Genomic DNA, 17,360 nt, shown 5'->3' with positions numbered 1-17,360 from the left:
GATGGCTGTGCTTGCCAGCATATCGCGCCTCAAATACTGTATGAACTGCATTTTCATCAACAGGTAATGAATATCATGCATCTGGATTTGAAACGCCTCGATCTCAATCTGCTGCTGGTGTTCGAAGCGGTGTATCGGCTGCGGTCTGTAACGCGCGCCGCGGCGGAGCTGGCTCTCAGCGCGTCGGCGCTGAGCCACGCGCTGATCCGGCTGCGCAAGGCGCTGGCGGACGAGCTGTTTTACCGGGTCGGCAACGACATGCACCCGACGGTATATGCCGACAGCCTGGCCCCGACCGTCAGCGAAAGTCTGGCGCTGCTGGCCAAAGGGCTGCATCCGCGCCCGCGCTTCGTTCCCGCCGAAAGCCGGGAGAGCTTCACCTTCGCCATTACCGATTACACCGCCTTCGCGGTGTTCCCGGCGCTGATGGCACAGATGCAGCGCCTGGCACCGGGGCTGTCGTTCCAACTGCGCTATTCCGAGCGCAAGGTGGCATTGAACGATCTGCTGGCGGGGCGCATCGACTTCGCGCTGGGCTTTACCGAAACCGACGGCGAAAGCTACCCGGAGATCGACGAGGTGAGCTGGCTGGAGGATGAGTATGTGGCGATTTGTTCACCCGCCTTCAGCGTAAAATACGGCGAACTGAGGCTGGAAAACTACCTGCAGGCGCGCCATCTGGTGGTGACGCCGTGGAACGAACAGCGCGGCGTCATTGACTACCAGCTCGATAAGCTGGGGCTGCAGCGCGATATCGCCATCCGCACGCCTTCGCTGCTGGGAGCGCCGTTCATCGTCGCCGACAGCGAACTGGTGATGAGCATGCCGCGCTACGCCGCGCAAAAATTGCGGCAGGCGGCGGCGCTGGCTATCCATCCCCTGCCGTTTCCGGTGCTGCCGTATCAGATCAAAATCTACCTGCACCGCAAAAACGGCCGGCCGGAGGCCTGCCGCTGGTTGCGGCAACAGCTGCAGGCGCTGGCGGCGCTATAACGCGGGTTCGCCGATCGGCAGATACCCCTGCCACAGCGGCCGGGCCGGTTTGCCGTGCGGGTTGGCCCGCAGATGCACGTGGTAGCCCTGCAGCGCCTGCAGCAGCAGGCAGTCGTCCACCTCGGCCAGGTCATCCTTGTGCTGCTGTGCGCTGTCCGTCAGCAGCACCCGTTTGGCTTTGTCCTTCGCCTCGTCGGCGGAACGCGCCACAAACAGGCCGAACTGGTGCAATTCCGCCAGCTCATCGCTGCGGTAGCCGCCCACGTTGACGAAAAACAGCTTCTCTTCACCGGCGAACGGCGCAGGCTCCAGGCTCACGTCGTAACCGTCCGCCCAGTCGATGCGCGCATAGCCGTCGACATGCACCTTGCGCTTATCGCCGAACCACTTTTCACGCAGCAGCGGATACGCCTCTTCCGGCCGATCCGCCGCCGCGAACTGCACGTCGTGCAGCTCAATATTGGCGCCCGGCGCCGTACCGCCCACATAAAACATCAATAATCCCGGCATGTTAGTCTGCTCTCCTTGGTGATAATCGCTATATAAAATAATACATAGCGAAACATCTGCCAACGGCGGCGCCATTCTGTGTTATCAATAGATGAGGTTTAATCTGTTGTGGAGGAACGCATGGCATTCAATATCGGTGATTTTGTTCAACGCACCACCGGCGGCCCAAAGATGACCGTGGTGGCGATCGACGGCGAAACCCTGGTTTGCAGCTGGAATGAACTGGGCAAAGAGCAGCGCACGGAGGTGCAGGCCAGCGACGTGGCGCTGTACCACGAAGACGGCGATTTCGGCGTCTGCTGAACGCTCGGGGCGCGCCGCGCCCCGTTATCGCGTCAGGCGCGAATGTCCTGATAGGCCGGCGTGGTATCGAACTCGTGTTTGGCGAACGGGCACAGCGGAATGATTTTACGCTGCTCCGCGCGCATTTTCTCCACCACCAGCGCCACCAGCTTTTTACCGACGCCCTGCCCCTTCAATGACTCATCCACCCAGGTGTGATCGATAATGGTCAGCTTGTCGCCGCTCGGCACGAAAGAGATCTCGGCGATCAGCTTGCCTTGTTCATCATTGATATAAAAACGCTTCTCGTCTGCCAGTATTTTATGAGCCATATTATTTCTCCCTATATTTCAGTGCGCCGCTGGGGCAGGTGTCGATGACGCGTTTCACTTCGGCCGGCTCGGCATTGTCCGGCATAATCCACGGGCGGCGATTCAAGGTAAAAATAGCCGCATTGCCACACACGCAGTTGGCAGAATGGCGGCAAACTGCACGGTTAAAATAAACGTCAATCTTATCACCGGAATAACGGCGGTAACCGGCGGCGGTCAATTTCTCGTCCATCTTGGCCTCACATTGCCTGTTTTATTGTTTTTGCTCCGGGTTCAAGTATAGGCAATGCCGCCGGCTTCACCACGCGTCTCGCACACCGAAAAAAGTGGCGCAACCGCCCGTCGCCGCTAGAAAAAAACGTAAATTGTTCTAATCTTTATTCAGTAAGGCAACATAATTCCGACAGTGGCTAAGGAGTTCGAAATGGGTGATAGCTCAAAAGACGGCGTCATTTTGCTGTCCCGCATATTACTGATGATTCTGTTTATCATTTTCGGCTGGATGAAATTGGTCAACTTCGGTGCGACCGTCACGGCGATGGAAGGCTATGGCACACCGATGCCTTATTTGGCGGCGATCGTTGCCGTGCTGGTGGAGTTTATTTTCGGCATCGCGCTTATTCTCGGTCTGTTTACTCGCCCTATCGCGGTCATTTTCGCCCTGTATGTTTTGGGCACCGCGTTTATCGGCCATCCGTTCTGGAAAATGACCGGCATGGAAATGATGGGCAACGAAATCAACTTCTTTAAAAACATCAGCATCATTGGCGGCTTGCTGTTGCTGGCGGTGACCGGCGCCGGCCGTTATTCGCTGGACTATAAAATATTTAATAAATAATTCATCGATGGCCGGCGACTCTCGCCGGCCATTTTATTTCCGCTATCCTTTCAACGGCTGCGCTTGGCGTGGCGCTCAAAGTTTTCCGCCCTGGCCTGCGCCGATTTTCGCAGCGTGACGTAGCAGGCGCCCTCGCCGCCGTCGCGCGGTAAGGCGCGGCAAAACGCCTGTACCTGTTCAAACTGCGCCAGCCATTTGGCGACGTAACTGCGCACGATATTCGGATGGCTTTCGTTCTGCCGCCCGCGGCCGTGCACGATCAGCAGCGAACGCAGGTTTTGCGCCTCCGCCTGCACGATGAAGCGAAACAGCGCCTGCCGGCTGGCTTCGACCGACTGACGCAACAGGTTCAGCGACGCCTGCGGCGGATAACGCCCGTTGCGCAGCTTGTCCAGCACGCCCTGCTGAATGCCTTCCCCTTTGAACTCCAGCGGCTGTTCACAGGGGATCACCTCGAGGAAATCGGTGCTGAGGAAGTTTTCCTGCCGCAGCCGCTGCGCTTCGCGCCGCGCGCTTTTGTCCACCGTCTCCTGCGGCTTGAGGTACAGCGTCTGCCGCCCGCTCGCCAGCGGCACCACGTCCGCCATCGCCTGTTCAAAAAAGTCTTTTTCCTGCTCGCTCATCTTCCACCTCTCTTGAACGGCAGCCTTTACGGCCGGGAATGGGGTCGATTGTAAGACGCCTTGCCACGGTTGCAAGCCGGGAATTGTCAGCGGCATTTGTCTCATTTGTCGTCAACGGGTGAGCTTGCGAACAGTTTTCGCTATACTGCTAAGCCATCATTGAGTGCCGCAAAGGATCGAGCCCATGACAATGCGCGAGCTGGAAATCCAGTTTCAAAATGCGATGAATGAGTTGCAGAGCAGCTTCGAACGGCAACACCGCGAATGGCAGCAGAGCTACCAGGCGCTGCAGCAACTGCTGGAAGAAGCCAAACAGCGCGAAGCCGCGCTGCGGGCGCAGAATGAACAACTGGCGCGCAAACTGAGCACCGCCAGTTCGGTGCCGGAGCAGCATGCGCTGGTGAAGCAGATCAAAATGCTCGGCGCCCATCTGGATGCGCTGGCCAAAGACGCGGCCACCTTCAATCACCACCTGCGCCAACAGGGCGCGGTCGGTAATTTCAGCGGCGAACAGCATTGATAGCGGGCGCTGTCGCACAGCGCCTCCCGCCCCTCTTCTGGCGTATTGAGAGTGTAATAAAGCCTAAATGACCTGGATCATCCTCGCCGCCCTGATCGTCGTATTTATCATCGGTTACCGCATCCTGACGTCCGACACCCGCAAAGCCATCGATTCGCTGGCCCATCTGCTGAGGGTCAAGCCGATGCTGATTGAATCGATGATCCAGGAGATGGGCGGCCGCCAAAGCCAGACCTTTATCCGCATGCTGAACAACGGCTACACCGAAGAGATGCACCAGGCGGCTTATCTGCTGTTCATCTACCTGACGTTCATCAAACAGGCGGACGACGAGCAGATTGCCCTGTGGCGCGACGTGCTGCTGCGCGCCGGGCTGTCGCCGGAGCTGCACGCCGAGCACACCGAAGCGGCGCTGTTTTACTTCGCCGAGCTGGATATCGATGCGTTTGAACTGGCGCAGTTCCGCCGCGCCTACAATGAGCGTTTCAACCGCGAAGCGTTGGCCCACGGCTGATCGCGTCCCCCGGGCGGGGGACCGATTACAGGAACATGCTGTAGAGGTAGCGCGACAGCGCTTCGCGCGAGCTGAAGCCGTGTGCGATGCCGTAACGCTGGTTCGGGGCGTCGCTGCTTAAATCCAGGGGAAACTCCAGATACTGCTCGCTGGTGCGCACCGGAGAGGTCGGCGTGGCGAAATGCACGCTTCTCTCTTTCAGCGCCGGGTGGATCACCAATGCGGTTCTGCCCATCCGCGCTTCGCGATTCACATACACGTAGTGTGTACCCTTGCGGTAGCCATAGGCCTGGTCGGTGACATAATCACGCTCAAAGCCGGTATTCTCCAACACTTTAGCCACTTCATCCGGCCGTAAATACATCGATTCCTCCTCTCATTCTGGACCGCTGAGCGACCTTACCGTAATCATTCACCGAAACAATGATTTTCTGGGGAGGAATCCGGGTTTCAGACTATTCCTGAATGGCTCGGCTGCGCTGCAGCAGACGCAGGGTGAGCAGCACCCCGAGCGCCACCAGCAGCGCCGCCGCCAGATAGATCGACGGCACGCCCGCTTGCCCAATCAGCAGCCCGGCCAGCGGCCCGGTGATGCCCAGCGCCAGATCGAGGAATGCCGAATAGGTGCCGAGCGCCGTGCCCTGGTTCTGCGGCGGCACCTGTTTCACCGCCTCGACGCCCAGCGCCGGGAACACCAGCGAGAAACCGGCGCCGGCCAGCAACGCGCCGGTTTGCACCATCCAGGGTTCGCCAGCCTGCCAGATCAACAGCAACCCGACGATCTCGACCAGAAACGACGCCAGCGTCACCTTCAGACCGCCGTGGCGGTTGATGACGTTGCTGAAGATCAGGCGGATGCCGACGAAGGCGCAGCTGAACAGCGTCAGCGAAAACGCCGCGCCGCTCCAACCTTTGTCGGCGTAGTAAAGGGTGATGAACGTGGCGATCACGCCAAAGCCGACGGTGCCCATCGCCAGCCCGAGGCCATAGGCCCAGATGCGGCCGAACACCGCGCGGAAAGCGATGCGCTGCCCGGCGGCGATCGAAACGTCCGGCTTGCCGCTCGCCAACAGCAGCGCCACCGCGACCGCCAGCACGATCAGCGCCGCCACCCCGGCCAATCCCCACTGCTGATTCAGGTACACGCCGAGCGGCGCCCCGGCCGCCATCGCCCCGTAGGTGGCGACGCCGTTCCAGGAAATCACCCGCGCGGTGTGCATCGCTCCGACCCGGCCGATACCCCACAGCGTGGAACCGGTGCTGGCGAAGCTTTCGCCGACGCCGAGAAACACCCGCCCCACGCACAGCAACAGCAGGCTGAGCCACGGGTAACCGTCAACGCCGAACGCCAGCGCATAAAACAGGCCGCTGGCGCCGCAGCACGCCAGGCCGAACAGCACCACCTTTTTCGGCCCCAGCTGATCGGCATAGCGCCCGGCGTGCGGGCGGCTGAACAGCGTGGCGAAGTACTGCGCGCTGATGATGAGGCCCGCCAGCACCGAATTGTAACCCAGGTGGTCATGCACAAATCCCGGCAGCACCGCCAGCGGCAGGCCGATGGTCAGGTAGCAGACGAAGGTGAACATCACCACGGACAGAATGCGTCGGTTCAGCTGGAGGTTATTTTCTGCGGTCATCGAAGGTGGCTCGCATCGGACGGGGTAGACAGAGATTGCCAGCATACCCCGATGGGATCTGATGATAAATGAGAGAGTTATAACGAATTATTATTTCGCTAACGGTTGGCCGCCACCCGCGCGCGTAGAAAATCGATAAACGCCCGCACCTTTTCCGGCACGTGGCGGGTATTCGGGTAGAGCGCGTAGATGCTCTGCTCGGGGAAACGGTGATCCGGCAGCAACCGCTGCAGCCGGCCGGCGTCGATTTCGGGCTGCGCCAGCCACGCCGGCAGCAGCGCCACCCCGGCGCCATGCAGGGCGAATGCCAGCAATGCCGCGGCGCTGTCGCCGGTGAGCGTCGCAGCGTCCGCCACCTTGAACAGCACCGCTTCGCGCTGCGGCGTGGCCACCTGCCAGCTGAGCGGCGAACTGAGCCGGCTGTGGGCGATCCACTGCGCCTGCGCCAGCTCGGTCAGCGAATGAATCGGTCGCTCGGCCAGGTAACCCGGCGACGCCACCGGAAAAATGGCGAAACTGTCGATCAGCGCCGCGCGGTGGCTGGAATCCGCCAGCTGGCCCAGGCGGATCGCCACGTCAAAGCGCTCCGAGATCAGATCGGCGTGATAAGAAGAAGAGACATGCTGGATGCGCAGCCGCGGATGCTGCCGCGAAAACGCCGCCAGCGCCGGCACCACCACCTGCGCGCCGTACTCCGGCGTACTGGTGATGCGCAGCACGCCGCTCAGCCCGTGGTGATCGCGGCGCACGTCGTCCAGCACGTTTTCCGCCTCCTGCAGCAGCTGCAGGCTGCGCTGGTAAAAGCGCTCGCCGGCGTCGGTCAGCGACAGCCGCCGGGTGCTGCGCGCCAGCAGTGACACCCCCAGCTCGTTCTCCAACTGCTTGACGTTAAAGCTCACCACCGCCTTGGTTTGCCCCAGCGCCGCCGCCGCCGCGGTAAAGCTGCCCGCTTCCACTACCGCCGCGAAGATCGCCAGGCGCTGCAAATTCAGCATTTTGCCGCCCTTATTGTCAAAATCATTTTGACAGTGTAATCGCCCGCCGCCGATTTATCCGCACTTTTCCCCCCGATACACTGCTCGCCTTCAACCGGAGGCACCATGTCTTATCGCAGCAAAGTGGCAATCGTCTATCTGCTCGGCTTTTTTGTCGATCTGATCAATATGTTTATCGCCAACGTCGCCTACCCCGCCATCGGCCAGGCGATGCGGGCGTCGGTCAGCCAACTGGCGTGGGTCAGCAACGGCTATATTCTCGGCCTGACGCTGGTGATCCCGCTCAGCGCCTGGCTGGCGCAACGCATCGGTGGGCGGCGGGTGTTCCTGCTGTCGCTGGCGCTGTTCATGCTGGCCACCCTCGGCGCCGGCAACGCCGACAGCATTGGCGCGCTGATCGGCTGGCGCACCCTGCAGGGCATGGGCGGCGGCTTGCTGATCCCCATCGGCCAAACGCTGACCTATCAGCTGTACCGCAGCCATGAACGCGCCGGGCTGTCGGCGGCCATCATGTTGGTGGGGCTGCTGGCGCCGGCACTGTCACCGGCGCTGGGCGGCTGGCTCGTCGATCGGCTGGACTGGCGCTGGGTGTTTTTCGCCAACCTGCCGCTGGCGGCCCTGGCCCTGGCGCTGGCGGCGCGGTGGCTGCGCGCGGAAACGTCGGCGACGGCGCGCAAACCGCTCGACGGCAAAGGACTGCTGAGCGCCTGCGCGGCGCTGACGCTGCTGCTGCTCGGCCTGACCCGGCTGAGCGAGGCCGGTCATCAGGCTTCCGGTGCGGCGCTGTTGGCCGCCGGCCTGCTAGTGCTGGCGTACTATCTGCGCCATAGCCTGCGCACCCCGCAACCGTTGCTGAACCTGCGGCTGGTCGGCGATCCGCTGCTGCGCAACGCCATGGCGGTTTATTTGTGCATTCCCGGCCTGTTCATCGGCGTCAGCCTGGTGGCGATGCTGTATCTGCAAAACCAGCTGGGGATGCCCGCCGCCCAGGTCGGCGGCCTGATGCTGCCCTGGGCGCTGGCGTCGTTCCTGGCCATCACGCTGACCGGCAAAACTTTTAACCGCCTCGGCCCGCGGCCGCTGCTGATCGCCGGCTGCCTGTTGCAAGGCGCCGGCATGCTGACGCTGGCGCAGATCGACCAGGCCGGGCAACACGCGTGGCAGATCGCCGCCTTCGCCCTGATGGGATTTGGCGGCAGCCTGTGCAGCAGCACCGCGCAGAGCAGCGCGTTCCTGCAGATCCCCGACGCTCAGTTGGCGGACGCCAGCGCGCTGTGGAACATCAACCGCCAGCTCAGTTTTTGCCTCGGCGTGGCGCTGCTCAGCCTGCTGCTGAATCTGCTGCTAACCGTGTTGCCGCCCGCAGCGGCCTACCGAACCTGCTTCATTCTGGCGGGCGCCAGTATATTTATCCCGCTGTTGCTGTGCCTGCGCCTCGCCAACCGCGCCATCGTGCGCCAACTCAACGCTCAACAGGATGCTTTATGAACCCGTATTTTACCGAAGTGATCGACGCCCACATCGCCATTGAACGCTGGCTGGGCAAAGGGGCTGGAGAAGAGCAGGCGCTGCTGGCGCGCTTTACGCCGGATTTCAGCATGATCGCGCTGAGCGGCGCTCCGCTGGATTTTGCCGCGCTGTGCGCCTTTTTCCGCGCGCATCGCGCCGCCAAACCGGGATTGGAAATCGAGATAGAAGAGATGAAGCTGGTGGCCGAATGGCCGACGGGCGCGGTAGTCAGCTACCGGGAAAAACAGAGCCTGCCGGGGCAAAGCGCCACGCTGCGCTATTCCACGGTGGTCTTTGAACGTCAGCCCAACGCGCTCGGCTGGCGGCATTTGCACGAAACCGCCGCGGCGCAATAATTACAGAAAGCTGCCGGCCAAAAACAGTTCCCAACCGACGATCGCTCCGCACAGGGTTACCGCGCTGAAAATGACTTCAAACAGATAGCGATTGATCATCGTTCGTCGCCTCAAAAGAAAACACCCGGGATAACCGGGTGTCTGGAGTACAGGCTGGAAAGTGCGGAACCTTTCGGTTCCGCAAACATCACTTAATTAAGCTTTTTTACCGGCTTTTTTGTGGTGTTTTTTAGCGGCCTGAGCTTTCTGCACTGGCGCTTTTTTGTGGTGTTTTTTAGCTGCCTGGGCTTTCTGAGCCGGCGCTTTTTTGTGGTGCTTTTTAGCGGCCTGCGCTTTCTGGGCTGGCGCTTTTTTGTGATGCTTGGCTTTCTTGTGGTGCGTTGCTTTAGCCGGCGCTTTTTCAGCGGCAGCCGCTGGCGCAGCGGTAGTGGTGGTCGCAGCTGGCGCGGTGGTGGTAGCCGGAGCAGTAGCTGCAGTATCAGCAGCGAAAGCAACAGAAGACAGACCCATAGTGGCAGCAACGATCAGCGCTAATACTTTTTTCATCTTTACATCCTCAGAGTGTTGTTTCGGTAAGCTCCGGTGGAGCCGTTGAAACAGATACTAGTGGAATCAAACTGCCGCTTCCGTGAGTGATTGGTTTCGCCGAGTAACCAAATGTACAAAACCCAAGCGCCGGCAAACACCTGCGTGACGGCGGTTTTTTTTCCGTGATCGGCCACGCAAATCGCGCCATGGTCTACACTTAAGAGACATGTGTCGAAATGGAGAGCTGAATGTTTAAGAAAGCGGAAAGAACAGAACGCGATATCGATCAGGACGTCACTCTGTTGGCCGATACGCTGGATGAAGTGTTGCGCGAGTCCGGTGACAAGACCAAAGAGGAACTGAAAGAGCTGCACAGCAAGGCGAAAGGCGTGCTGCGCGACGCGCGAGCGCGGTTCAATGGCTCCACCAGTCTGACACAGCATGCGCGCGATGCGGTTGATCAAGCCGATAGCTATGTGCGTGACAAACCTTGGCAGGGCGTAGGGATCGGTGCCGCCGTTGGCATCGTGCTCGGCGTGCTGCTGGCCCGGCGTTAACACCCCTGCAGTCATAAAGATAAAACAGATGTGCGTCTGGCCCGCGGAAATCGCGGGCCGTTTAATTTAGGCGTTTGAACAGCTGCGCCAGCCCCTGCACCGCCCGTTCCGTCTCCTCTTGCCGAGTGAAATTGGCAAACCCCAGCAGTAACCCCTGCCCCGCCGGATGATCGATTCGCCAGTCCGACAATGCCTGCGCCGCCAACCCCAGTTGCCAGGCTTGCGCCGCCAACGGCGTATCCGCCACCCCGTCACGTAGCCGGGCCAACAGCTGAATGCCGCCCTGCTGCGGCACCACCCTCAGCCACGCCCCCAGCTGCCGCTCCAACGCCTGCGTCAGCCACTCGCGCCGCTGGCGGTACAGCGGCCGCATGCGTTTCAGGTGGCGGTAGAAATGCCCTTGCCGGATAAAATCCGCCACGCCGGCCTGCAGCAGCGGCGGGCAACCGCAGCCACGCAGCCGACTGCTGCGCGCGAATGTCTCCGTCAGACCGACGGGCACCACCAGATAAGCCATGCGCAGCGCCGGGAACAGCGTTTTGCTGAAGGTGCCGGCGTACAGCACCCGCCCCTGAACATCGAGGCTTTTCAGCGGCGGCAGTGGCCGCCCGTGATAGCGAAACTCGCTGTCGTAGTCATCTTCCAGGATCCAGGCCCCGCGCTGCTGCGCCCAGTCGAGCAGCGCCATGCGCCGCGCCAGGCTGAGCGAGACGCCGAGCGGGCTTTGATGGGTCGGCGTCACCACCGCCAGCCGCGCCTCAGGCTCCGTCAGCATACCGGCGGCCACGTCCATGCCTTGTTCATCCACCGGCACGGCGAGCGGCCTGACGCCGGCGGCCCGCAGCAGCGGGCGCGTGACCGGATAGCCGGGATCTTCTATCCATACCGCGTCGCCGGCGTGCAACAGCGTCTCCACCACCCAGTCCAACAGCGCCGGATAACCGGCGCAGAGGAAAATTTGCTCCGGCCGACAGCTGATGCCGCGCGACAAATGCAGATAATGGGCGATCGCCTCACGCAGTTCAGGCAGGCCGCCGGCCGGCGGCAGCGCCAGGGAAGCCACCGTGGAAGCACGCAGCCGGCGGGCGACAATGCGCTGCCACAGCGCCCGCGGAAACGCATCCAGCGCCGGCACGCCCAGCTGGAAAGGCTGCAGCATGCCCTGCGGCTGCAGCGGATCCGGCGCTATCGTCGCCAGCGACGGCGCGGCGGATACCGCGCCCGGCGGCACGTGCGGCAGCTGCGGTGAAACATAGGTGCCCGCCTGCCCGCGGCTCTGCAAGAAACCTTCGGCAATAAGTTGCGCGTAGGCGCTTTCCACCGTGGCGCGCGCCACGCCCAGATCGCTCGCCAACCCGCGCACCGAGGGCAACCGGCTGCCCGCCGCCAGGCTGCCCTGGGCGATGGCGTCTTTAATCCGCAGGTAAATCTGCCGGTACAGCGGTTCGGCGAGCCGACTGTCCAGCCGCAGCGAAGTCAGGAAAGATGGCATTATGGCCCGGTTAAATAATCATTTTATGGCCCTATAGCATAGACCATAAGGCCGCTAAAGTAGCGCCATGATTTCGTTACTACCGATTGAGGTTGACCATGATTAAGCAACGTTTGAACTATGCCGAATTGGCGCCCGCCCCGTACAAAAATATGGTGAGCGCGCTGATGGCGCTGGAGAAAGGCGCCCTGGACAAGGCGACCATCGAGTTGATGTTTATGCGCGTTTCGCAGATCAACGGCTGCGCCTACTGCCTGGATATGCACGGCAAAGCGCTGCGCGAAAGCGGCTTCAGCCATGCCAAGCTGGATACGCTGGCAGGCTGGCGCGTCAGCCATGAGTTCAACGAGCGCGAGCGCGCCGCGCTGGAATGGGCCGAGTCGGTGACGCTGATCGCCGCCACCGGCGCGCCGGACAGCGCTTTCGAGGCGCTGAAGGCGCACTTCAGCGATGCCGAGATCGCCGATCTGACCTTCGCCATCAGCATCATGAACGCCTTCAACCGGCTGGCCGTCAGCATGCGCCAGTAATGCGTTCTCTTCCCCCCTCCGCACTGAGAGGGGGAATTTCTCACCCGCAAAAATTTTTTCCCTCGCCTTTTCCAGCCCCGGCGCGGCTTGCGCCTTCACCCTTACAAAACACCATATATGGCGTGGTTGATAAAATAAATATCAACATATAGTATTTTATAGGTCAGCCGCAGGGAATGTCGTTCGGTTGATAACGCCGTCAGAAACGCCAGGAACAATGCTCCGTTATCTGACTTGTCCGCCTTTCCTTCAGTCTAAAGGTAAATGCGAATCATGAGCATTATTATTTACAGTAAGCCGGACTGTGTCCAGTGCAACGCCACCTATCGCGCATTTGATAAACAGGGGATTGATTATCAGGTGGTCGATCTCACCCAGGATCAGCAGGCGCTGAACCACGTTAAATCCTTAGGTTATCAGCAAGTTCCGGTGATTATCGCCGGAGACGATCACTGGTCTGGATTCCGGCCGGACAAGATCGGCGCGCTGGCGCTCACCTGCTGAGGCCCGCCGATGAATCCGCTGGTTTATTTCTCCAGCAGCTCGGAGAACACCCATCGGTTCGTTGAGAAACTGGGCCTGCCGGCGATCCGCATTCCGATCGCCGGCGCCCGCAGCAAGCTGCTGATGGAACACCCCTTTATCTTGATCGTACCCAGCTATGGCGGCGGTAGCGCCGTCGGCGCGGTGCCGATCCAGGTGATCCGCTTTCTCAACGTTCCGCAAAACCGTTCATACCTGCGCGGCGTCATCGCCGCCGGGAACACCAACTTCGGCGCGGCGTACGGCATCGCCGGCGACATCATCGCCAAAAAATGCCAGGTGCCTTTTTTATACCGCTTTGAGCTGCTCGGCACTACGCAAGACGTTGAAAACGTTAGACAGGGAGTAACCGCATTTTGGCAACGACAGAACTGACCAGGCCCGAAACGGGCGCGCTGGATTACCATTCGCTCAACGCGATGCTCAATCTTTACGATGCGGAAGGCCGGATCCAGTTCGATAAAGATCGGCTGGCGGCGCGGCACTACTTCCTGCAGCACGTCAACCAAAACACCGTGTTTTTCCACAACCTGGAGGAAAAGCTGCGCTATCTGGTGGAGGAAGGCTACTACGAGCCGCAGGTGCTGGCGCAGTACGAATTCCCGTTTATCAAGCAGCTGTTCCAGCAGGCCTACGCCAAAAAATTCCGCTTCGAGACCTTCCTCGGCGCCTTCAAGTACTACACCAGCTATACGCTGAAAACCTTCGACGGCAAACGCTATCTGGAGCGCTACGAAGATCGGGTGTGCATGGTGGCGTTGACGCTGGCGGCGGGCGACACCGGACTGGCGCAGGATTTGGTGGAGGAGATGATTTCCGGCCGCTTCCAGCCGGCCACCCCGACCTTCCTCAACTGCGGTAAACGCCAGCGCGGCGAGCTGGTCTCCTGCTTCCTGCTGCGCATCGAAGACAATATGGAATCGATCGGGCGGGCGGTGAACTCCGCGCTGCAGCTGTCGAAACGCGGCGGCGGCGTGGCCTTCCTGCTGAGCAATATTCGCGAGGTGGGCGCGCCGATCAAGCGCATCGAGAACCAGTCCTCCGGCGTCATTCCGATCATGAAAATGCTCGAAGACGCCTTCTCCTACGCTAACCAGCTCGGCGCGCGCCAAGGAGCCGGCGCGGTTTACCTCAACGCCCACCACCCGGACATTCTGCGTTTTCTCGACACCAAGCGCGAAAACGCCGACGAGAAGATCCGCATCAAAACGCTGTCGCTGGGGGTGGTGATCCCGGATATCACCTTCGAGCTGGCGAAGAACAACGAAGAGATGTACCTGTTTTCGCCCTACGACGTCGAACGGGTGTATGGCGTGCCGTTTTCGGAGATTGCCGTCAGCGAGAAGTACCGCGAGATGGTGGACGACAAGCGCATCCGCAAGTCGCGCATCAACGCGCGCGAGTTCTTCCAGGTGCTGGCGGAGATCCAGTTCGAATCCGGCTACCCCTATGTGATGTTCGAGGACACGGTTAACCGGGAGAACCCGATCGCCGGGCGGATCAACATGAGCAACCTGTGTTCGGAGATCCTGCAGGTCAACCGCGCCAGCACGTATCACGAGGATCTGAGCTACGATCGCATCGGCAAGGACATCTCCTGCAACCTCGGCTCGCTGAACATCGCCAAAACCATGGACGCGCCGGACTTCGGCAAGGCGATCGAGACCGCGATCCGCGCGCTGACCGCGGTGGCCGACATGAGCGATATCCGCTCGGTGCCGTCGATCGCCGAAGGCAACCGCAGCGCCCGCGCCATCGGTTTGGGCCAGATGAACCTGCACGGCTACCTGGCGCGCGAGCGCATTTTCTACGGCTCGGAAGAAGGCATCGACTTCACCAACCTCTATTTCTATACCGTGGCCTATCACGCCATCCGCGCCTCTAACCGGCTGGCGATCGAGCGCGGCGGCGCCTTCGACGGCTTTGAGCATTCCCGCTATGCCAGCGGCGAGTACTTCGATAAGTACACCGAGCGCGACTGGCTGCCGCAGACCGAGCGGGTGCGCGAGCTGTTCGCCGCCGCCGGCATCGCCATTCCGAACCGCGACGACTGGCGCGCGCTGCGCCAGTCGGTGATGCTGCACGGGCTGTACAACCAGAACCTGCAGGCGGTGCCGCCGACCGGTTCCATCTCGTACATCAATAACGCCACCTCCAGCATCCACCCGATCGTTTCGCGCATCGAGATCCGCAAGGAAGGCAAGATCGGCCGCGTTTACTATCCGGCGCCCTACATGACCAACGACAACCTGGCGTATTACCAGGATGCCTATGAGATTGGCCCGGAAAAGATCATCGATACCTACGCCGCCGCCACGCAACACGTCGATCAGGGGCTGTCGCTGACGCTGTTCTTCCGCGATACCGCCACCACCCGCGATATCAACCGCGCGCAGATCTACGCCTGGCGCAAAGGCATCAAGACCATTTACTACATCCGCCTGCGCCAAATGGCGCTGGAAGGCACCGAGGTGCAGGGCTGCGTGTCCTGCGCGCTGTGAGGCAACTTATGACGACCGTAACATCGGCGCCGCTGGTGCGCGCCATCAACTGGAACATCATCGAAGACGACAAGGATCTGGAGGTGTGGAACCGCCTGACCTCCAACTTCTGGCTGCCGGAGAAGGTGCCGCTGTCCAACGATATCCCCTCCTGGGCCACGCTGACGCCGAAGGAGCAGCAGCTGACCATTCGGGTGTTCACCGGGCTGACGCTGCTGGACACCATCCAGAACACCGTCGGCGCGCCGGCCCTGATCGCCGATGCGCTGACGCCGCACGAAGAGGCGGTGTACTCCAACATCAGCTTTATGGAGGCGGTGCACGCCCGCTCGTACAGCTCAATCTTCTCCACCCTGTGCCAAACGCCGGACGTGGACGACGCCTACCGCTGGAGCGAGGAAAACCGCGCGCTGCAGAAGAAGGCCGGCATCATTCTGGCGCACTATCGCAGCGACGATCCGCTGCTGAAGAAGGTTGCCAGCGTGTTCCTCGAGTCGTTCCTGTTCTATTCGGGCTTTTACCTGCCGATGTACTGGTCAAGCCGCGCCAAGCTGACCAACACCGCCGATCTGATCCGCCTGATCATCCGCGACGAGGCGGTGCATGGCTACTATATCGGCTATAAATTCCAGAAAGGGCTGGAGAAAGTGGACGCCGCACGGCGCCGGCAGGTGAAAAACTTTGCCTTCGATCTGCTGCAGGATCTGTACGACAACGAGGTGCGCTACACCGAGGAGCTGTACGACGGCGTCGGCTGGACGGAAGACGTGAAAACCTTCCTGCACTACAACGCCAACAAGGCGCTGATGAACCTCGGGTATGAGGCGCTGTTCCCGCCGGCGATGGCGGAGGTCAACCCGGCTATCCTGTCGGCATTGTCGCCAAATGCCGATGAAAACCACGACTTCTTCTCCGGTTCCGGTTCGTCTTACGTCATCGGCAAGGCGGTCAACACCGAAGATGAGGACTGGGATTTCTGAGAACTGGCTGGCCGTATCAGGAAAAGGCTTTCGCGGGAGTGCGACGTGTCGTGCTCCCGCGACTATGTGTTTTGCTTGAAGGCCGCACGCAGCTCAAGCCGCCGCCAGATGGCGCGTTTCTCCGCGTCGCCGGCGGTCGGCCAGGCGGCGATCTCCGCCCGCGTGCGCCGGCATCCCCGGCACTGCTGGGTTTCGTCGTCGATGCGGCACAGGCTGACGCAGGGCGATCTTACGCCGTGCTGGGATTGCTGATTGTCGCCCGCCATAAACCGCCCTTGATGTGATGTGTGCCGCCACAGGATACCCGATCCGGCGGCGGCGCGTCGTCAATCAGATGATGCCGCCGTTGGCGCGCAGGGTTTGGCCGTTGATCCAGCCGCCGTCGGCGCCGGCCAGGAAGGCCACCGCCGCAGCGATATCGTCCGGCGTGCCCAGCCGCTCCAGCGGCGCCATCTTCGCCAGCCGCTCGATAAGCTCCGGCGTTTTGCCATCGAGGAACAAACCGGTGGCGGTCGGCCCCGGCGCGACGGCGTTTACCGTGATATTGCGGCCGCGCAGCTCTTTCGCCAGCACGCTGGTCAACGCCTCGATCGCCGCCTTGCTGGCGGCATACATGCCGTACCCCGGCTGCAGCAGCCCCACCACGCTGGAGGAGAAGTTGATGATACGGCCGTTGTCACGCAGGCGCTTCGCCGCTTCACGCATCGTGTTGAAGCTGCCTTTCAGGTTGATGTCGATCAGGCGATCCGCGTCTTCATCGCGCATGTCCGCCACCGGCGCCAACGCAATTACCCCCGCGTTATTGACCAGCACGTCGATGCCGCCAAATGCCTGTTCGGCGCTGTCGAACAGCCGGGCGACCGCGGCCGCATCGCTGACGTCGGCTTTGGCGCCGAGCGCGCGGCCGCCGCGCTGTTCTATCTTGCGCACCAGCTCATCGGCCGGCGCCGGGTTGCCTGAATAGTTAATGATGACGGTAAAGCCGTCGGCGGCCAGACGCTCGGCGATGGCGGCGCCGATGCCGCGCGATGCGCCGGTGACGATAGCGACGGGGGGAGTTTTCTGGTTCATCGGAGATCCTTAAAGAAAACGACGAGGGTAACGTTAATCATGCACTCTT

The 17,360-nt window shown here is 61.2% G+C and carries 24 protein-coding genes; 13 read left to right on the top strand and 11 right to left on the bottom strand.

From position 1 onward, the window contains the following. Nucleotides 1-66: 66 nt before the first annotated feature. Nucleotides 67-993: a LysR substrate-binding domain-containing protein gene (locus tag ACJ8PI_RS19910; protein WP_442528149.1), complete on the top strand. Its 927-nt coding sequence runs from the start codon at nucleotides 67-69 to the stop codon at nucleotides 991-993. Here ACJ8PI_RS19910 and ACJ8PI_RS19905 read toward each other — a convergent pair. Next, nucleotides 988-1,503, bottom strand: a complete 516-nt coding sequence (locus ACJ8PI_RS19905) for a DUF1543 domain-containing protein (RefSeq protein WP_033649790.1) — start codon at nucleotides 1,501-1,503, stop codon at nucleotides 988-990. The genes ACJ8PI_RS19910 and ACJ8PI_RS19905 overlap by 6 nt on opposite strands. A gap of 120 nt (nucleotides 1,504-1,623) precedes the next feature. Here ACJ8PI_RS19905 and ACJ8PI_RS19900 point away from each other — a divergent pair, with 120 nt between their 5' ends. Further along, the gene (locus tag ACJ8PI_RS19900) at nucleotides 1,624-1,806 is read left to right on the top strand and encodes a YodC family protein (protein ID WP_025303973.1); all 183 of its coding nucleotides are present in this window, start codon (nucleotides 1,624-1,626) and stop codon (nucleotides 1,804-1,806) included. Nucleotides 1,807-1,838: 32 nt separating this feature from the next. Here the strand turns inward: ACJ8PI_RS19900 and ACJ8PI_RS19895 are convergent, their stop codons facing one another. Together ACJ8PI_RS19895 and ACJ8PI_RS19890 are read right to left on the bottom strand one after the other, a co-directional pair. Next, a complete protein-coding gene (locus ACJ8PI_RS19895) occupies nucleotides 1,839-2,117 on the bottom strand; it encodes a GNAT family N-acetyltransferase (protein WP_033654325.1) in 279 nt (92 codons plus the stop codon). 1 nt (nucleotide 2,118) lies between these two features. Beyond that, nucleotides 2,119-2,349, bottom strand: coding sequence for a (4Fe-4S)-binding protein (locus tag ACJ8PI_RS19890; RefSeq protein WP_060431263.1), 231 nt, complete (start codon nucleotides 2,347-2,349; stop codon nucleotides 2,119-2,121). Nucleotides 2,350-2,541: 192 nt separating this feature from the next. Here ACJ8PI_RS19890 and ACJ8PI_RS19885 point away from each other — a divergent pair, with 192 nt between their 5' ends. Further along, nucleotides 2,542-2,955 (top strand): DoxX family protein, encoded by a 414-nt coding sequence (locus tag ACJ8PI_RS19885; RefSeq protein WP_033635670.1) that lies wholly within the window; start codon nucleotides 2,542-2,544, stop codon nucleotides 2,953-2,955. Nucleotides 2,956-3,005: 50 nt separating this feature from the next. Here the strand turns inward: ACJ8PI_RS19885 and smrA are convergent, their stop codons facing one another. Continuing rightward, on the bottom strand, nucleotides 3,006-3,578 hold the full coding sequence (gene smrA / locus ACJ8PI_RS19880) for a DNA endonuclease SmrA (RefSeq protein WP_049211732.1): 573 nt from the start codon (nucleotides 3,576-3,578) through the stop codon (nucleotides 3,006-3,008). A gap of 184 nt (nucleotides 3,579-3,762) precedes the next feature. Here smrA and ACJ8PI_RS19875 point away from each other — a divergent pair, with 184 nt between their 5' ends. Further along, the gene (locus ACJ8PI_RS19875) at nucleotides 3,763-4,098 is read left to right on the top strand and encodes an MbeD/MobD family mobilization/exclusion protein (RefSeq protein ID WP_033635672.1); all 336 of its coding nucleotides are present in this window, start codon (nucleotides 3,763-3,765) and stop codon (nucleotides 4,096-4,098) included. 67 nt (nucleotides 4,099-4,165) lie between these two features. Continuing rightward, nucleotides 4,166-4,612, top strand: coding sequence for a DUF1198 family protein (locus ACJ8PI_RS19870; RefSeq protein WP_025303978.1), 447 nt, complete (start codon nucleotides 4,166-4,168; stop codon nucleotides 4,610-4,612). 25 nt (nucleotides 4,613-4,637) lie between these two features. Here the strand turns inward: ACJ8PI_RS19870 and ACJ8PI_RS19865 are convergent, their stop codons facing one another. The 3 genes from ACJ8PI_RS19865 to ACJ8PI_RS19855 form a co-directional block, all read right to left on the bottom strand. After that, complete coding sequence (locus tag ACJ8PI_RS19865) at nucleotides 4,638-4,976, bottom strand: DUF2002 family protein (RefSeq protein ID WP_016929830.1); 339 nt, start codon at nucleotides 4,974-4,976, stop codon at nucleotides 4,638-4,640. A 91-nt stretch (nucleotides 4,977-5,067) separates the two neighbouring features. Further along, entirely contained in the window at nucleotides 5,068-6,249 is a 1,182-nt protein-coding gene (locus tag ACJ8PI_RS19860; RefSeq protein ID WP_033635673.1) for an MFS transporter, read from the bottom strand. Between the two features lie 98 nt (nucleotides 6,250-6,347). Beyond that, nucleotides 6,348-7,244: a LysR family transcriptional regulator gene (locus tag ACJ8PI_RS19855; protein WP_033649787.1), complete on the bottom strand. Its 897-nt coding sequence runs from the start codon at nucleotides 7,242-7,244 to the stop codon at nucleotides 6,348-6,350. A gap of 105 nt (nucleotides 7,245-7,349) precedes the next feature. Between ACJ8PI_RS19855 and ACJ8PI_RS19850 the strand changes: the two genes are divergently transcribed. Together ACJ8PI_RS19850 and ACJ8PI_RS19845 are read left to right on the top strand one after the other, a co-directional pair. Then, nucleotides 7,350-8,732, top strand: a complete 1,383-nt coding sequence (locus ACJ8PI_RS19850; protein WP_074027469.1) for an MFS transporter — start codon at nucleotides 7,350-7,352, stop codon at nucleotides 8,730-8,732. Beyond that, nucleotides 8,729-9,109, top strand: a complete 381-nt coding sequence (locus ACJ8PI_RS19845; protein ID WP_039568646.1) for a DUF4440 domain-containing protein — start codon at nucleotides 8,729-8,731, stop codon at nucleotides 9,107-9,109. Before ACJ8PI_RS19850 ends, ACJ8PI_RS19845 begins: the two co-directional genes overlap by 4 nt. A gap of 195 nt (nucleotides 9,110-9,304) precedes the next feature. Here the strand turns inward: ACJ8PI_RS19845 and asr are convergent, their stop codons facing one another. Continuing rightward, a complete protein-coding gene (asr, locus tag ACJ8PI_RS19840) occupies nucleotides 9,305-9,655 on the bottom strand; it encodes an acid resistance repetitive basic protein Asr (RefSeq protein ID WP_004928953.1) in 351 nt (116 codons plus the stop codon). Nucleotides 9,656-9,885: 230 nt separating this feature from the next. On the opposite strand from asr, the gene ACJ8PI_RS19835 reads away from it, so the two are divergent. Beyond that, nucleotides 9,886-10,194, top strand: coding sequence for a DUF883 family protein (locus ACJ8PI_RS19835; RefSeq protein WP_004928950.1), 309 nt, complete (start codon nucleotides 9,886-9,888; stop codon nucleotides 10,192-10,194). Nucleotides 10,195-10,255: 61 nt separating this feature from the next. Here the strand turns inward: ACJ8PI_RS19835 and pdxR are convergent, their stop codons facing one another. After that, nucleotides 10,256-11,689: a MocR-like pyridoxine biosynthesis transcription factor PdxR gene (gene pdxR / locus ACJ8PI_RS19830; protein ID WP_041036426.1), complete on the bottom strand. Its 1,434-nt coding sequence runs from the start codon at nucleotides 11,687-11,689 to the stop codon at nucleotides 10,256-10,258. 95 nt (nucleotides 11,690-11,784) lie between these two features. On the opposite strand from pdxR, the gene ACJ8PI_RS19825 reads away from it, so the two are divergent. The 5 genes from ACJ8PI_RS19825 to nrdF all read left to right on the top strand — a co-directional run bounded on the left by ACJ8PI_RS19825 (nucleotide 11,785) and on the right by nrdF (nucleotide 16,240). Next, nucleotides 11,785-12,216 carry a carboxymuconolactone decarboxylase family protein gene (locus ACJ8PI_RS19825; protein WP_041036428.1) on the top strand — a complete coding sequence of 144 codons (432 nt, stop codon included), beginning with the start codon at nucleotides 11,785-11,787 and terminating at the stop codon, nucleotides 12,214-12,216. Nucleotides 12,217-12,489: 273 nt separating this feature from the next. Next, complete coding sequence (gene nrdH, locus ACJ8PI_RS19820; RefSeq protein WP_033635681.1) at nucleotides 12,490-12,720, top strand: glutaredoxin-like protein NrdH; 231 nt, start codon at nucleotides 12,490-12,492, stop codon at nucleotides 12,718-12,720. A gap of 9 nt (nucleotides 12,721-12,729) precedes the next feature. After that, nucleotides 12,730-13,134: a class Ib ribonucleoside-diphosphate reductase assembly flavoprotein NrdI gene (nrdI, locus tag ACJ8PI_RS19815; RefSeq protein ID WP_033649781.1), complete on the top strand. Its 405-nt coding sequence runs from the start codon at nucleotides 12,730-12,732 to the stop codon at nucleotides 13,132-13,134. Beyond that, complete coding sequence (gene nrdE / locus ACJ8PI_RS19810) at nucleotides 13,116-15,260, top strand: class 1b ribonucleoside-diphosphate reductase subunit alpha (protein WP_072021607.1); 2,145 nt, start codon at nucleotides 13,116-13,118, stop codon at nucleotides 15,258-15,260. Before nrdI ends, nrdE begins: the two co-directional genes overlap by 19 nt. An 8-nt stretch (nucleotides 15,261-15,268) precedes the next feature. Next, nucleotides 15,269-16,240: a class 1b ribonucleoside-diphosphate reductase subunit beta gene (gene nrdF / locus ACJ8PI_RS19805; protein WP_033635683.1), complete on the top strand. Its 972-nt coding sequence runs from the start codon at nucleotides 15,269-15,271 to the stop codon at nucleotides 16,238-16,240. 62 nt (nucleotides 16,241-16,302) lie between these two features. Here nrdF and ACJ8PI_RS19800 read toward each other — a convergent pair whose 3' ends face one another. Further along, nucleotides 16,303-16,506, bottom strand: a complete 204-nt coding sequence (locus ACJ8PI_RS19800; RefSeq protein ID WP_033654334.1) for a DUF1289 domain-containing protein — start codon at nucleotides 16,504-16,506, stop codon at nucleotides 16,303-16,305. Nucleotides 16,507-16,570: 64 nt separating this feature from the next. Continuing rightward, nucleotides 16,571-17,311 (bottom strand): SDR family oxidoreductase, encoded by a 741-nt coding sequence (locus ACJ8PI_RS19795; protein ID WP_049232487.1) that lies wholly within the window; start codon nucleotides 17,309-17,311, stop codon nucleotides 16,571-16,573. Between the last annotated feature and the right edge of the window lie 49 nt (nucleotides 17,312-17,360).

It is taken from the genome of Serratia sp. CY82433, from assembly GCF_052166535.1.
GTDB classification, from domain to species: Bacteria; Pseudomonadota; Gammaproteobacteria; order Enterobacterales; family Enterobacteriaceae; genus Serratia; species Serratia sarumanii.
This window is presented reverse-complemented; position numbering and strand designations above follow the sequence as displayed.